Origin of the sequence: Variovorax cryoconiti (assembly GCF_051216395.1) — a bacterium.
GTDB lineage: Bacteria > Pseudomonadota > Gammaproteobacteria > Burkholderiales > Burkholderiaceae_C > Variovorax.
The window spans coordinates 159,655-173,757 of the sequence record NZ_JBPJZI010000007.1; the positions used below are offsets into that span (position 1 = coordinate 159,655).

Consider the following 14,103-nt stretch of genomic DNA (forward strand, 5'->3'; position numbering starts at 1 on the left):
TCAGGCGCGCTGGAACTTGAAGACGGCCGTGCCAGCGCGCGCGTTGGGCAGCCAGCGCACCTCGCGGCCTTCCTGCACGCCGAAGGCATCGAGCACGCGCAGGCTGTTCTTGCCCGCGAGCACCTCGAAGTCCTTGAAGGTACCGACGCGGATGTTGGGCGTGTCGTACCACTGGTAGGGCAGACGGCGCGTCACCGGCATGCGACCGCGCGCGATGCTCAGGCGGTTGGGCCAGTGCGCGAAATTGGGGAAGGCGACGATGCCGATGCGGCCCACGCGCGCCGTCTCGCGCAGCATGACCTCGGCATTGCGCAGGTGCTGCAATGTGTCGATCTGCAGCACCACGTCGAACGAGGCGTCGTCGAACATCGCGAGGCCTTCGTCGAGGTTGAGCTGGATCACGTCGACGCCGCGGCGGATGCACTGGAGCACGTTGCCGTCGGCGATCTCCACGCCGTAGCCGCTGCAGCCGCGCTCGCGCTGCAACAGGTCGAGCAGGGCGCCGTCGCCGCAGCCGAGGTCGAGCACGCGCGCGCCTTCGGGCACGAGCCGGGCGATCAGGCGCTGGGTGTCGAGGTCGCTCATTTCAGTTTTCCATCATGCTGGCCGTGCCAGAGACACCGCGGAACTGGCTTTGCCAGGCCGCCGGTGTCGCCCCCTTGAGGGGGAGGCGCCGCAGGCGCTTCGGGGGTGGGTCATACCTCGACGCGCTCGAAGTAGGAGCGCACCACGCCCATGTAGCGCACATCGTCGAGCAGGAAGGCGTCGTGGCCGTGCGGCGCGTCGATCTCGGCGTAGCTCACGCTGCGGCGGTTGTCGAGCAGCGCCTTGACCAACTCGCGGCTGCGCGCGGGGGAGAAGCGCCAGTCGGTGGTGAAGCTCACCAGCAGGAACTTCGCGCTCGCTTTCGCGAAGGCTTCGGTGAGGTCGCCGCCGTGCTCGCGCGCCGGGTCGAAATAGTCGAGCGCGCGCGTGATCAGCAGGTAGGTGTTGGCGTCGAAGTACTCGCTGAACTTGTCGCCCTGGTAACGCAGGTAGCTCTCGATCTGGAACTCGATGTCCTGCGTGGAATAGCGGTAGCCGGTGCCGGCGATTTCGCCTTCGACCGCGCTGCGCAGCGTACGACCGAACTTGTCGTTCATCACGTCGTCGCTGAGGTAGGTGATGTGGCCGATCATTCGCGCGATGCGCAGGCCGCGCTTGGGGATCACGCCCTGCTCGTAGAAGTGGCCGCCGTGGAAGTCGGGGTCGGTCACGATGGCGCGGCGCGCCACCTCGTTGAAAGCGATGTTTTCGGCCGTGAGGTTGGGCGCGCTGGCCACCACCACGGCGTGGCGCACGCGTTCGGGGTACTGCAACGTCCACGACAGCGCCTGCATGCCGCCGAGGCTGCCACCCATCACGGCCGCGAGCGTGCGGATGCCCAGCACGTCGAGCAGGCCGGCCTGCGCGTCGACCCAGTCTTCGACCGTGACCACCGGAAAGTCGGCGCCATAGACGCGGCCGGTGGCGGGGTCGACGTGCATCGGCCCGGTCGAGCCGAAGCAGGAGCCGAGGTTGTTCACGCCGATGACGAAGAAGCGGTCGGTGTCGAGCGGCTTGCCCGACCCGATCATGTTGTCCCACCAGCCTTCGGACTTCGGCTGGCCCGCATAGACACCGGCCAGGTGGTGCGACGCGTTGAGCGCATGGCAGACCAGCACGGCGTTGCTGCGGTCGGCGTTGAGCGTGCCGTAGGTCTCGTAGGCGAGCGAATAGCCGCTGAGCGACGCGCCGCTGCGCAGGGGCAGCGGCCCCGCAAAGGACATGGACTGTGGAACGACTTCGAAAGACATGGACGAAGAAAAACCCGGCCTCGCCAAAAAACGAGCCGGGTTCGGCCACGGTCTTTAGCTGAATTTGTTAAGCGCCCGCAAGCTGTAGCAAATCGGCGCCCGGTGAGTATAGCCGTGGCACCCGACCGGCGTCCGTGCCGTCAGCCCAGGATGATGATCACGCCCAGCACCAGGAAAATGGCCGCCGAGATGCCGTGGACCAGCTTGATCGGCACGCGCCGGATGATGCGTTCGCCGAGAAAGACGACCGGCGCATTGGCCAGCATCATCCCGAAGGTCGTGCCGGCGACCACGCCGATGTAGTCGTTCACGAAACGCGCCGCCAGCATGACGGTTGCGATCTGCGTCTTGTCGCCCATCTCGGCCAGGAAGAAGGCCACGACGGTGGTGCCGAACACGCCGAAGTGCGACCGCGCGCCAGTGTCCTCCTCGTCGAGCTTGTCCGGGATCAGCATCCACAGCGCCATGGCGATGAAGGCGCCGCCGAGCAGCCAGCGCAACGTCGTCGGCCCCAGCCACTGGGTGACAAAGGCCCCGACCGCGCCGGCGAGCGCGTGATTGATGAGGGTGGCGGTGAAGATGCCCAGCACGATCGGCCAGGGCTTGCGAAAACGCGCAGCGAGAACGAGCGCGAGCAGTTGGGTCTTGTCGCCCATTTCCGCCAGGGCGACGATGCCGGTGGCGACGAGAAAAGCTTCCATGATGACGTGGGGGTTCCTCGGCCGAAGCAGACGCAGTTGACCACGCAACCCTTCGGCCGAATCCCGAAGTTGCATGGTCAAAGGTCTCGCCAAGTGGTGACCGCTTGCGCCATGTCCTGTGTGGGGCAGGACAAGTCTGTTGACGCAAACCCTTCTCGCGATGGAAGGCGGCTACTCCCCAATGACCTGCCGATTCTAGCGGCGTACGCCGCGCGCCTTGTGAGCCGGTACTGACTTTTCAGCCCGAAAACGGCGGCCGCGCCGAGGGGAAAATCCTGCTTGCAAATTTCGTATTTCACCCATAATGCAAGAGCCTCCCTTCAAATTTTGCCAGGGCGGAAATTGGGTGATCGGTCAGTTTCGCGCGACTCGGCGATCCGCCGGGATGATTGCTTTCGGGACTCCATCGCTTTCTTTGATGTGTTTATGAGGAGTCCCTCGATGGGCAACAAACTGTACGTCGGCAATCTGCCTTATTCGGTGCGCGACGGTGATCTGGAACAGGCCTTTGGCCAATTCGGCTCCGTGACCAGTGCCAAGGTCATGATGGAACGTGACACCGGCCGCTCGAAAGGCTTCGGCTTCGTCGAAATGGGCAACGATGCCGAGGCGCAGGCCGCCATCAGCGGCATGAACGGCCAGCCCCTGGGCGGCCGCAGTGTCGTGGTCAACGAAGCCCGGCCCATGGAAGCGCGTCCGCCCCGTACCGGTGGCTACGGCGGTGGTGGTGGCGGCTACGGGGGTGGCGGCGGGGGTGGTTATGGTGGCGGCGGCGGCAACGGCGGCAGTGGCGGCAGTGGCGGCAGTGGCGGCGGAGGCTACGGCGGTGGCGGTGGCGGTGGTGGCCGCAGTGGTGGTGGTGGCGGTTATGGCAGCGGCGGTGGTGGTCGCAGCGGCGGTGGGGGCGGCGATGGCGGTTTCCGCAGCCCCTACGGTGCCGGTCCGCGCGGCGGCGGTGGCGGCCGCAGCGGTGGCGGTGGCGGCTACGGCGGTGGTGGCAACAGCGGCTACTGACCCAAGGCACTCAGCACAACAAGGCTCCTTTCGAGGAGCCTTTTTCATGTCTCGCCTATCGGCTCAATCTTCGCCCTGCCGCTTCTTGCGGCCCCGCCCCTGCACGGCGCGGTCGAACACAGCGTTGGGCAGCAGGCGCATGAGCTTCGCGACGACGCCCATCTGCCAGGGAATCACGCGGTAGCTGCGGCCGGCCTCGATGGTGCGGAAGGCCTGTTCGGCGAAATCGTCGGCCCGCATCAGGAAGGGCATGCCGTAACGGTTGCCCTGCGTGAGCGGCGTGTCGATGTAGCCGGGGCAGATCGTCACGACCTTCACGCCGCTCGCACGCAGCTCGCCGCGCAGGCTTTCGCAATAGGCGACGACGCCCGCCTTGCTGGCGCAGTAGGCGCCGTGCCCCGGCAGGCCGCGGATCGCGGCGACGCTGCCGATGCCGACCAGGCGACCGCCGCCCCGTGCCGCCATCGCGGCCACGAAAGGATGAAAGGTCGCCGCCAGGCCCACGTTGTTGATGGCGAAGGTCTGGGCCAGCACGTCGAGATCGCCCCGGTCTGCCGTATCGATGCCGACGCTGATGCCGGCGTTGGCGATCACCACGTCCGGCAGCCCCTGTTCGGCGATACAGCGCGCGCCGACCTCGGCGATGGCGTCTATCTGCGCCACGTCGGCACCGTAGATGCCGCAGCGGTCCGCAGCGATGCCGCGCGCAGCGACCCAGGCGGCGATCTCGCCGGTGCGGCGCGCGACCAGCGCAAGGTCGTAACCCGCGTCATGGAAGCGACCGGCCAAGGCCTGGCCGATGCCGCTGGAGGCGCCGGTGATGAAGGCCAGTGGCCGCGGGGGGGCAGCCATGAGACGACTCAGCGCGGCGCCGGCGTCGGCGCGGTGGCCGACGGCACCAGCTGGCCGCGCACCCGGCCCTGCAGGTTGGCGACGCCGCTCAGGTTGTCGTAATCGAGCGTGTCGGCCGTGAAGCGGTCGGTGCCGCGGATGAGCGTGACCGGCTTGTTCGACGTCACACGTTCGCTGTCGAGGTAGGCATGCAGGAAATCGCCGCGGAACTCGAGGCGCGGTGCCGCGCGCCCGGACGCGACGGTCGCCGCGTCGCGCACCACCACCGCATTGCCGAACAACTGCACCTCGCTGCCATCGCCATTGGACAGGCCGCGGTCGGCCGTGGCCCGCGTGACGAGGCCCTCGGGCGAGATCGCACGGATGCGTACCTTGTCGACTTCGAGCGTGTCGTTGTCGGGGTAGTGACGCCCCTCGGTGCCGAAGAGTTCGCTGCGCAGCTCGCCGCTCGGCAGGAAGTTCTTGATGACGAAGCCGCGCATGAAGAAGTCCGGCTCGTGGGTCGGCGCCGCCCTGGCGGTGGGCTCGAGCAGCTTGGGCGCATTGCGCACCAGCCAGTAGGTGCCCAGGGCCAGCAGGGCGGTCACGATGACCGGAAGGTAGATGGTGGCGCGGTCGACCGCGTCACGCAGCAGCGCGCGAACCGGCTTCATGCGGCGGGACCTCGCGCCGCGTCGAGCAGGCGTCGGTAATGACCGCCAGCCGTCAGCAGCAGGTCGCAGAACTCGCGCGCCGCGCCTTCGCCGCCGCGCGCCGTCGTGACGTGATGGGCGATGGCACGCACTTCGGCGTGCGCATTGGGCGGGGCCGCGCAGAAGGCGGCGCGGCAGAGCACCGGGAGGTCGGGCCAGTCGTCGCCGATGGCGGCGGCCTGCGTCCATGCGAAGCCCAGCTGCGCCAGCATGGCCTCGGCGGCGGGCAGCTTGTCCTCGGTGCCGTAGCGCACGTGCGCAATGCCCAGGGCTTCGAGCCGCACGCGCAGTGGCTTGGAATCGCGCCCGGTGATCACCGCCGGCACGATGCCCGCGGTGCGCAACAGCTTCAAGCCGTAGCCGTCGAGGATGCTGAAGCGCTTGAGCGTCTCGCCGTGCTCGCTGAAGAACACGCCGCCGTCGGTGAGCACACCGTCGATGTCGAAGAAGGCGATGCGGATGTCCTGCGCCGCCAGCAAGGTTTCAGTGGGGAAACGCGTTGCCATCAGATGACCTTCGCCCGCATCAGGTCGTTGATGCTCAGCGCGCCGATCAGCACCTGGGCCGCGTCGACCACCAGCACGCTGGTGATGCGGTGATGCTCCATCAGTTCCGCGGCCTCCACGCCCAGTGCGTCGGCGCGGATGGTGCGCGGCCCGGCGTGCATCACGTCGGCCGCAGCCAGCGCCCGCAGGTCGGCACCGGTCTCGATCAGGCGGCGCAGGTCGCCGTCGGTGAAGACGCCGATGGCCCGGCCGTCGCCGTCGACAACCGCCGCGGCGCCGAGGCCCTTGGAGCTCATCTCTCGCATCAGCTCACTGAAGGTGGCGGTGGGCGCCACGCGCGGGACGTCGTCGCCTGTGCGCATCAGGTCGCTCACGAGCGTGAGCAGCTTGCGCCCGAGCGCGCCGCCCGGGTGCGAGCGTGCGAAGTCCTCGGCGCCGAAGCCGCGGGCGTCGAGCAGCGCGACGGCCAGCGCGTCGCCCATCGCCATCTGCGCGGTGGTGCTGGCGGTCGGGGCCAGGTTGAGCGGGCAGGCTTCCTTCTCGACGCCGCTGTCGAGCACCAGGTCGGCATGGCGCGCCAGCATCGAGTCGCGCCCGCCGGTGATCGCGATCAACGGCACGCCCTGGCGCTTGACGACCGGCAGGATGGCAGCGAGCTCGTCGCTCTCGCCGCTGTTGGAAATCGCCAGCACCAGGTCGACCGCCTTGATCATCCCCAGGTCGCCATGGCTGGCTTCGGCCGGGTGCACGAACATCGCGGGCGTGCCGGTCGACGCCAGCGTGGCGGCGATCTTGCGGCCCACGTGACCGCTCTTGCCCATGCCCATCACGACCACGCGGCCGCGCACCCCGAGGATCTTGTGCACGGCGTCGACGAAGCTCGGGCCGATGCGTGACTTCAGGCCGAGCACGGCCTCGGCTTCGATGTCGAAGGTGGTACGTGCCCGCGCCAGCAGCGTCTCGGGGTCGGCCTTGTCGGCCAGGGGGGGGCGGGAACTCATGGCGCGGATTTTATCGGTCGGGCGCCGACCGGCCGCCGCGGCGCGCCGGTGCCCCGCTTGCGCGCATGGCGCTTGCTAGCATCGGGCATGTCCTCGCTCGATCTCACGCTGTTGTATTTGCTCGCTGCGGTGATCGGCGTGGTGGCCTGCCGGTCGCTCAAGCTGCCGCCGATGCTGGGCTACCTCTCGGCCGGCGTGCTGATCGGGCCGCATGCGCTGGCGCTGGCGCAGAACTCCGAAGGCATCCGCCACCTGGGCGAATTCGGCGTCGTCTTCCTGATGTTCGTGATCGGCCTGGAGTTCAGCCTGCCCAAGTTGCGCGCGATGCGCCAGCACGTGTTCGGCCTCGGGCTGCTGCAGGTGATGCTGACCATGAGCATCGCCACCGCCGGCGCCCTGCTGCTGGCGCGGCTGTTGCCGCCGGCCTGGCAGCTCGGATGGCAGACGGCGCTGGCGCTGTCGGGCGCGCTCACGATGAGCAGCACGGCCATCGTGGTCAAGCTCATGTCCGAACGGCTGGAACTCGAAAGCGAGCACGGCAAGCGCGTGATGGGCGTGCTGCTGTTCCAGGATCTGGCGGTGGTGCCCCTGCTGGTGCTGATCCCCGCGCTGGGCGCACCGCCCGAGACGCTCTTCAAGGCGCTCTCGATCGCCATGCTCAAGGCCACCTTCCTGGTCGGCGTGCTGCTCTACGGCGGGCCGCGGGTGATGCGCTGGTGGCTCACGCTGGTGGCGCGGCGGCGCAGCGAGGAGCTCTTCATGCTCAACCTTCTGCTGGTCACGCTGGGCCTGGCCTGGCTGACCGAACTGGCCGGCCTGAGCCTGGCGCTGGGCGCCTTCATCGCCGGCATGCTGGTGTCGGAGACGGAATACAAGCACCAGGTGGAAACCGACATCCGGCCCTTCCACGACGTGCTGCTCGGCCTGTTCTTCATCACCATCGGCATGTCGCTCGACTGGCACATCGTGGTGGAGCGCTGGGCGCTGGTAGCGGTGCTGCTGGTGCTGCCGCTGGCCTTCAAGCTCGGGCTGGTCACGCTGCTGGCGCGCGGGCTGGGCGCGACCACCGGCGTCTCGCTGCGCACCGGCCTGTACCTGGCGCAGGCGGGCGAGTTCGGCTTCGTGCTGCTGACGCTGGCGCAGGACCGCAGCCTGCTGCCGCCCTGGCTGGCCAACCCGGTGCTGGCGTCGATGGTGCTGTCGATGCTGGCGACGCCCTTCATCATCATGTACAGCAACGCCATCGTGCGCAAGCTGGTGGCCAGCGACTGGATGCAGCAGTCGCTGCAGATGACGAGCATCGCGCGCAAGACCATCAACACCGCGCAGCACGTGATCATCTGCGGCTACGGCCGCTGCGGCCAGAACCTGGCGCGCATCCTGGAACGCGAGGGCATCCCGTACATGGCGCTCGACCTGGACCCCGACCGCGTGCGGCAGGCCGCGGCGGCTGGCGACTCGGTGGTGTTTGGCGACGCCGCGCGCCTGCAGGCGCTGATGGCCGCCGGCCTGGCGCGCGCCAGCGCGGTGGTCGTGACCTACCTCGACGTGCCCGGCGCGCTCAAGGTGCTGGCCAACACCCGCGCGCATGCGCCGCAGGTGCCGGTGATCGTCCGCACCCAGGACGACCTCGACCTCGAGAAGCTGCAGGCCGCCGGCGCCACCGAGGTGGTGCCCGAGGCCATCGAAGGCTCGCTGATGCTGGCCAGCCATGCGCTGGCCCTGGTCGGTGTGCCGATGCGGCGCGTGATCCGCGTGGTGCAGGACCTGCGCGATGCCCGCTACAACCTGCTGCGCGGCTACTTCCACGGCGCCGACGACGACCGGGGCGACGAGATCGACCACGAGCGGCTCAACAGCTTCACGCTCACGCCCGGCGCACGGGCGGTCGGACGGGCGCTCGGCCAGCTCGCGCTGCACGCCGTCGGCGTGCGCCTCGTCGGGATCCGCCGGCACAGCGGTACGGCCGCCTCGTTGGCCGACGACACGGTGCTGGCCGACGGCGACACGCTGGTGCTGTCGGGCAAACCCGAGGCGCTGGCGCTGGCGATCGAGGTGCTGCAGAAAGGCTGATGCGCTCGGCGCATCGCCATCATTTCCGGCGACTCAGGCGGCGTTGGTCGGGTTGCGCTTCTCTTCGTCGATCCGTTGCTGCCGCCGAACGTCGTCGCAGCGGGCATGGGCGCCGAACTCGGGCTTGGCGCATTGCACGACCAGGCACTGCGCCGTGGCGATGAAGTTGCGGCCGGCGCAGGCCTGCGCCGGGTCGGCCGGCGGCGGCGGGTCGACCGGCGCCGTCGAGGGGGCGGCCGGCGCCGCCGGTGTCGCGGCGACGGGCGGTAACGCAGCGGGTGGCACCGACGCGGACGCCGTCTTGCGCGGCTTCCGCGCAGCCGGCACCGCGGATGCGGCTGCGACGGCTGGCGAAGAAACCATCTGCGCCGGCACGGCAGAGGCCGTCTCTTCGGCGGGGAGTGCTTCGGCCGGTGTCACCGAGGCCGCGGCCGGCAGCTCGGCGGGTCCCGGTGCGGAAGCAGGCGCTGACGCCGGTACCGCCGTCGGCTCTTGCGCGTGCGGTTGCACGACCACCGGCGCCGGCCTCCGATGCAGGCCCCGATAGACATACAGGCCGCCGGTGGCGACGATGATGGCCGCGGCCGCCACCAGCACCCAGAACACGCTGCGGTCGCGCGGTCGCGGCGCCGCATCCGGCAGATGCGGGCGCGAGGAGGGCTCGGCAGACGCGGTGTGCAGCGCGGATGGGCGTGATGCACGGGCCGGCTGCGCGCCGGCACGCGGTGGCGGCGCGCGGCCGTCCTCCAGCGACGCCACCACCGTGGCGCCCCACGCGTCGTCGAGTGCCTCGGCTTCCGCGGCCGACCGTGGCGGCAAGCTCACCAGCTTGCCGCCACACCCCTTGCAGAACTTCGCCGCGTCACGGTTCTCCGTGCGGCAGGCCACGCATAGCAATGCCATCGCGCGCTCAGGTCACCGCGACGCGCTTGAGCCGGTCGACCATGCGCTTGGCGATCACGCCGCCGAGGGCGATCACGATCTCCAGCGCCAGGTTGGGCTGACGGTTCGACATCTCGGCGAAGCGCACCGGCGTCAGTCGCCAGACCCGCGCGGCGCCGATGGCCACCACGTTGGCGGACCGCGGCAGCCGCGAGAAGAAGGACCCTTCGCCGACCACCGCCCCCGGATTCAGGATGGCCAGCTGCATCTGGCCCTTGCTGCCGGCCAGGTGCACGCTGAGCGTGCCGTTTTCGATGAAGAAGAGGGTGCGGTCCTGCGCGCCCTGGCTGATCAACACATGCCCGGCGGGCAGATCGAAGCCCTGCATGTATTCGCCGAGCAGTTCCCATTGCTGCGCGTTCAGCGCTGGCGCAAAGGCGTCATAGCTCGTGTTGTGCGTGACCGCACGGCACAACGCCTGGATGGCGGAAGACATGGTCCGGTCCCCTGTGTTCGGTGAGAACCGTAAATGTAGACAAATGTCACACGCTTGTGTCCGGGGATGTACTACTTTCCTATGCAGAATCGCGAAAAAATCACACCCAGTAAATCATCGGCGCCGAATTCTCCGGTGATCTCGTTCAGAGCGTTCTGCGCCAGGCGCAGCTCTTCAGCCAACAGATCGAGCGCGGGGTTGCGGGCACCGAGCTGCGCGTCGGCCTGCGCCAGGTGCCGCGCCACGCGCGCCAGGGCGTCGACGTGGCGCGCACGCGCGAGGTACAGGCCTTCGGGCACCGATTGCCAGCCGGCGATTTCCAGCAAGCGCTGGCGCAGCGCCTCGATGCCTTCGCCTGTTTTCGCGGACAGCGCCACGCCGCCGGCCGGTGCCGGGGACGGCGTTGCGTCCTGCTTGTTCCAGACATCGAGCACCGGCACGTCTGCCGCGAGACGCGACTGCAAGGTGCGCAGGATCTGGGCATCCGCCGCCGCGTAGGCCGGCGCCTCGGCGCGGGTCAGGTCGTGCAGGAACAGCACCGCGTCGGCGCTGTCGATCTGGCCCCAGGCGCGGGCCACGCCGATCTGCTCGACCTCGTCGCTGCTGTCGCGCAACCCGGCGGTGTCGGCCACATGCAGCGGCACGCCCTGGATCTGGATGGTCTGCGACACCACATCGCGCGTGGTGCCGGCCACGGCGCTCACGATGGCCAGTTCGGCGCCGGCGAGCGCGTTGAGCAACGAGCTCTTGCCCGCGTTGGGCTGGCCGGCGATCACGACCTTGATGCCTTCGCGCAGCAGCGCGCCCTGGCGCGCGCGCAGGCCGACTGCGGCGAGCTGTGCCTGCAGCGCCGCGAGCTGCCCCGCGGCGTCGGCCTTCTGGAGGAAGTCGATGTCCTCCTCGGGGAAGTCCAGCGTCGCCTCGACCAGCATGCGCAGGTGCACCAGCGCGTCGCGCAGCCCATGCACCTCGCGCGAGAAGGCGCCCGACAGCGAACGGCCGGCGCTGCGGGCCGCGGCCTCGGTGCTGGCGTCGATCAGGTCGGCGATCGCCTCGGCCTGGGCGAGGTCGATCTTGCCGTTGAGGAAGGCGCGCTGGCTGAACTCGCCCGGCTCGGCCACGCGCAGGCCGCGCAGCCGCGGCTTGCCGCTGGGCACGTCGACATAGGCGGCTGCCTCGAGGCAGCGCGCGAGCAACAGCTGCAGCACGACCGCACCGCCGTGCGCCTGCAGTTCGAGCACGTCTTCGCCGGTGAAGGAATGCGGCGCCGGGAAATGCAGTGCCAGCCCGCGGTCGATGGCCTCGCCATCGGCATCGAGAAAAGGCAGGTAGGTGGCCTCGCGCGGCTTGAGCGAGCGCCCGCACATGGCGTCGATCAGCGGACCGAGCGCGCGGCCCGAAACGCGCACGATGCCGACCGCACCGCGGCCGGGCGCGGTGGCGATGGCGACGATCGGGTCGGTGGAACGGGCCAGCATGGAAGACCTATTGTTTCGCAGTTGGCATGGAAAAGGGCCGCTTGCGCGGCCCTCGGAGCGGATGGGTGTCGGGCCCGAGCCTACTTGCCCAGGACGCCCAGCCGTTTGTTGATGAACCACTGCTGCGCGATCGACAGCGTGTTGTTCGTGATCCAGTACAGCACCAGGCCGGCCGGGAAGAAGATGAACATCACGCTGAAGGCCAGCGGCATGATCCACATCAGCTTGGCCTGCATCGGGTCCGGCGGCGTCGGGTTGAGCCAGGTCTGGAACAGCGAGGTGGCGGTCATGATGACCGGCAGGATGAACCACGGATCGGGTGCCGAGAGGTCATGGATCCAGCCGATCCACGGCGCGTGGCGCATCTCGACCGACGACAGCAGCACCCAGTACAGCGCGATGAACACCGGAATCTGGATCACGATGGGGAAGCAGCCGCCCATCGGGTTGACCTTTTCGGACTTGTAGATGCGCATCATCTCCTGCTGCATCTCCTGCGGCTTGTCCTTGAGCCGCTCGCGCATTTCCGTGATCTTCGGATTGATGGCCTTCATCTTGGCCATGCTGGCGTACGCCTTCGCGTTGAGCCAGTAGAAGGCGCCCTTGAGCAGCACCACCAGCGCGACGATCGACCAGCCCCAGTTGCCCAGGATGTTGTGCAACTCATTGAGCAGCCAGTACAGCGGCTTCGAGATGATCGCGAAGATGCCGTAGTCCTTGACCAGGTCGAGACCGGGCGCGAGGGCTTCGAGCTTCTTTTCTTCCTGCGGTCCTGCGAACAGGCTGCTGTCGATGGTCTGCGACGCGCCGGGCGCGAGCTTTGGCAGCGGCAACACCATGGCGATCGAGAACTGGTTGTTGCCCAGGTCGGCCACGCGGAACTCGCGCTTGTAGGCGTCGCTGCCCGGGGTGTTGAGCAGCCAGGCCGACGCAAAATAATGCTGGACCATCGCAATCCAGCCATTGTTGGCAGGCGGCGGAAGTTCGACCTTCTTCTTGGCGATGTCGGTGAAGGCCAGCTTGTGGAACTTCTTTTCTTCCGTATACGCAGCCGGACCGGCGAAGGTGTTGGTGCCGAACATCGTGGTCGACGCCACCGTGCCGTGGCGCACCAGTTGCAGGTAGAGCTGCGCGTCGCGCGGCTGGTCGCTCACGTTGACGATCTGGTGCTTGACGTGGATCGAGTAGTCGCCGCGCAGGAAGCGGTAGGTCTTGATGTACTTCAGACCGCCCACGGGCTGCGATTCAAAGGCGACTTCCAATGCGTTCTGGCCGTCAGCCAGTTCACGCGGCCCGGCCGTCGGCGTCATCAGGCTCAGGTGGTTGGGGAAACGCTCGCCCGCGTCCACCGTGTTGACCAGGCCGGTCTGCGCCACGGAAATGGTGGCTGGCGAACCATCTTCCATCAGTGTCACCGGAACGACGAGGTTCGGCGGCGTCGGGCGGCCGATGAGCTTGTTGAACCATTCGACCAGGCCGTGGTGGTTGGTCTGGTCGTCGAACTGGCGCAGTTGCAGGCCCGACAGTGTGCCGCCCTGGCCGTCGATGGTCGCCTTGAACACGTCGGTGGTGATGGTCACCTTTTCGCCAACGGCCGTGGTGGCCGGCTGCGTGGGCACCGCAGTGGATGCACCCGCCACGCCGGCAGCGGCAGGCACGCCACCGGCCGCGCCGCTGGCCGCACCCGCCGGCGCGCCGGCGCCGGGCGCACTTGCTGCCGTCTTCGACGAAGGCAGGAAGGTCGGCTTGTTGCCGTTGTGGACCTGCCACTGGTCCCACAGCATCACCAGCGAGAAACCAAAGATCACCAGCAGGATGGTGCGGCGAATATCGTTCATGAAGAAGACTTCTTGTCGGAGGAGAGAAAGGCGAACAGCGATCGCGAAGCGTCGCGCTCGGCCTTCGTGGGAGGCACCGGATCGTGGCCGCCCTGGCACCAGGGCTGGCAGCGCGCAATGCGGTGCAGGGTGAGATAGCTGCCCTTGGCAGCGCCATGGCGCTCGAGCGCCTCGATGGCATAGACGGAACAGGTCGGCTCGAACCGGCACGACTGCCCGAGCCAGGGACTCAGGAGCAACCGGTAGGCCTTGACCAGGCCGATCAGCGCGCGCCGGATCATGGACGCGCCGCTTGGGCCCGCTGCAGCAGTTGCTGGAGTTCCGCGCGCACGGCCGCCTTGAGCTTGTCCGAGGTGGCGCTCACGAATTGCTTGCGGTCGAAACCGGCGCGCAGACGCACCACGTGCGCAGCAGGCGGCAGCGAAGCTTCGGCCAAGGCGCTCACGGTATAGATCTGTCGCTTGATGGCATTGCGCGTGACCGCGCGGCGAGCCCAGCGTTTGGGCACCATGGCACCCACCCACACGTCGCGCGCGCTGCCGAACAGCGACTCAGCCCCGGCTGGCGCGTCGAGCGTACAGCGGTGCAATGCGAAATGGGCGGTGCGCGCCACGGTGGCACCAGCGAGGACGGCCTGGAACTGCGCGCGGGTCTGGAGCCGCTGCATGGAACCCGCCCGCAGTGCGCCACGCGGGGCTGCGGACGGAAGCGGCGAATCCTGCAAGGGTGCCGTCG

At 68.5% G+C, this 14,103-nt stretch carries 15 protein-coding genes and 1 riboswitch; of the genes, 2 read left to right on the forward strand and 13 right to left on the reverse strand.

The genetic code is table 11. From position 1 onward, the window contains the following. The 3 genes from metW to ACSFA2_RS17935 form a co-directional block, all read right to left on the reverse strand. On the reverse strand, positions 1-585 hold the full coding sequence (metW, locus tag ACSFA2_RS17925; RefSeq protein WP_435456671.1) for a methionine biosynthesis protein MetW: 585 nt from the start codon (positions 583-585) through the stop codon (positions 1-3). Positions 586-695: 110 nt separating this feature from the next. Continuing rightward, entirely contained in the window at positions 696-1,835 is a 1,140-nt protein-coding gene (gene metX / locus ACSFA2_RS17930; RefSeq protein WP_435456672.1) for a homoserine O-succinyltransferase MetX, read from the reverse strand. A 140-nt stretch (positions 1,836-1,975) separates the two neighbouring features. Continuing rightward, on the reverse strand, positions 1,976-2,536 hold the full coding sequence (locus ACSFA2_RS17935) for a TMEM165/GDT1 family protein (protein ID WP_435456673.1): 561 nt from the start codon (positions 2,534-2,536) through the stop codon (positions 1,976-1,978). Positions 2,537-2,546: 10 nt separating this feature from the next. After that, positions 2,547-2,728, reverse strand: a riboswitch (yybP-ykoY riboswitch). Positions 2,729-2,977: 249 nt separating this feature from the next. Here ACSFA2_RS17935 and ACSFA2_RS17940 point away from each other — a divergent pair. Further along, positions 2,978-3,550, forward strand: coding sequence for an RNA recognition motif domain-containing protein (locus ACSFA2_RS17940; RefSeq protein ID WP_435456674.1), 573 nt, complete (start codon positions 2,978-2,980; stop codon positions 3,548-3,550). Between the two features lie 63 nt (positions 3,551-3,613). On the opposite strand, the gene ACSFA2_RS17945 is transcribed toward ACSFA2_RS17940, so the two are convergent. The 4 genes from ACSFA2_RS17945 to ACSFA2_RS17960 are packed head-to-tail and all read right to left on the reverse strand — an operon-like array spanning position 3,614 to position 6,601. Then, positions 3,614-4,402, reverse strand: coding sequence for an SDR family oxidoreductase (locus ACSFA2_RS17945; protein WP_435456675.1), 789 nt, complete (start codon positions 4,400-4,402; stop codon positions 3,614-3,616). A gap of 8 nt (positions 4,403-4,410) precedes the next feature. After that, entirely contained in the window at positions 4,411-5,055 is a 645-nt protein-coding gene (gene lptC / locus ACSFA2_RS17950; protein ID WP_435456676.1) for an LPS export ABC transporter periplasmic protein LptC, read from the reverse strand. Continuing rightward, the gene (locus ACSFA2_RS17955) at positions 5,052-5,600 is read right to left on the reverse strand and encodes a KdsC family phosphatase (protein WP_435456677.1); all 549 of its coding nucleotides are present in this window, start codon (positions 5,598-5,600) and stop codon (positions 5,052-5,054) included. The genes lptC and ACSFA2_RS17955 overlap by 4 nt, the downstream gene beginning before the upstream one ends. Then, entirely contained in the window at positions 5,600-6,601 is a 1,002-nt protein-coding gene (locus ACSFA2_RS17960; protein WP_435456678.1) for a KpsF/GutQ family sugar-phosphate isomerase, read from the reverse strand. Before ACSFA2_RS17960 ends, ACSFA2_RS17955 begins: the two co-directional genes overlap by 1 nt. Positions 6,602-6,688: 87 nt before the next feature. On the opposite strand from ACSFA2_RS17960, the gene ACSFA2_RS17965 reads away from it, so the two are divergent. After that, entirely contained in the window at positions 6,689-8,674 is a 1,986-nt protein-coding gene (locus tag ACSFA2_RS17965; RefSeq protein WP_435456679.1) for a monovalent cation:proton antiporter family protein, read from the forward strand. Between the two features lie 33 nt (positions 8,675-8,707). Here the strand turns inward: ACSFA2_RS17965 and ACSFA2_RS17970 are convergent, their stop codons facing one another. The 6 genes from ACSFA2_RS17970 to ACSFA2_RS17995 all read right to left on the reverse strand — a co-directional run bounded on the left by ACSFA2_RS17970 (position 8,708) and on the right by ACSFA2_RS17995 (position 14,035). Continuing rightward, complete coding sequence (locus tag ACSFA2_RS17970; protein WP_435456680.1) at positions 8,708-9,577, reverse strand: hypothetical protein; 870 nt, start codon at positions 9,575-9,577, stop codon at positions 8,708-8,710. A gap of 7 nt (positions 9,578-9,584) precedes the next feature. Beyond that, positions 9,585-10,052 carry a Crp/Fnr family transcriptional regulator gene (locus ACSFA2_RS17975; protein ID WP_435456681.1) on the reverse strand — a complete coding sequence of 156 codons (468 nt, stop codon included), beginning with the start codon at positions 10,050-10,052 and terminating at the stop codon, positions 9,585-9,587. Between the two features lie 71 nt (positions 10,053-10,123). Next, on the reverse strand, positions 10,124-11,530 hold the full coding sequence (mnmE, locus tag ACSFA2_RS17980; protein ID WP_435456682.1) for a tRNA uridine-5-carboxymethylaminomethyl(34) synthesis GTPase MnmE: 1,407 nt from the start codon (positions 11,528-11,530) through the stop codon (positions 10,124-10,126). 80 nt (positions 11,531-11,610) lie between these two features. Next, entirely contained in the window at positions 11,611-13,368 is a 1,758-nt protein-coding gene (gene yidC / locus ACSFA2_RS17985; RefSeq protein WP_435456683.1) for a membrane protein insertase YidC, read from the reverse strand. Then, positions 13,365-13,649 carry a membrane protein insertion efficiency factor YidD gene (gene yidD, locus ACSFA2_RS17990; RefSeq protein WP_262075690.1) on the reverse strand — a complete coding sequence of 95 codons (285 nt, stop codon included), beginning with the start codon at positions 13,647-13,649 and terminating at the stop codon, positions 13,365-13,367. The genes yidC and yidD overlap by 4 nt, the downstream gene beginning before the upstream one ends. Then, positions 13,646-14,035, reverse strand: coding sequence for a ribonuclease P protein component (locus tag ACSFA2_RS17995; RefSeq protein ID WP_286647399.1), 390 nt, complete (start codon positions 14,033-14,035; stop codon positions 13,646-13,648). Before ACSFA2_RS17995 ends, yidD begins: the two co-directional genes overlap by 4 nt. Positions 14,036-14,103 lie beyond the last annotated feature (68 nt).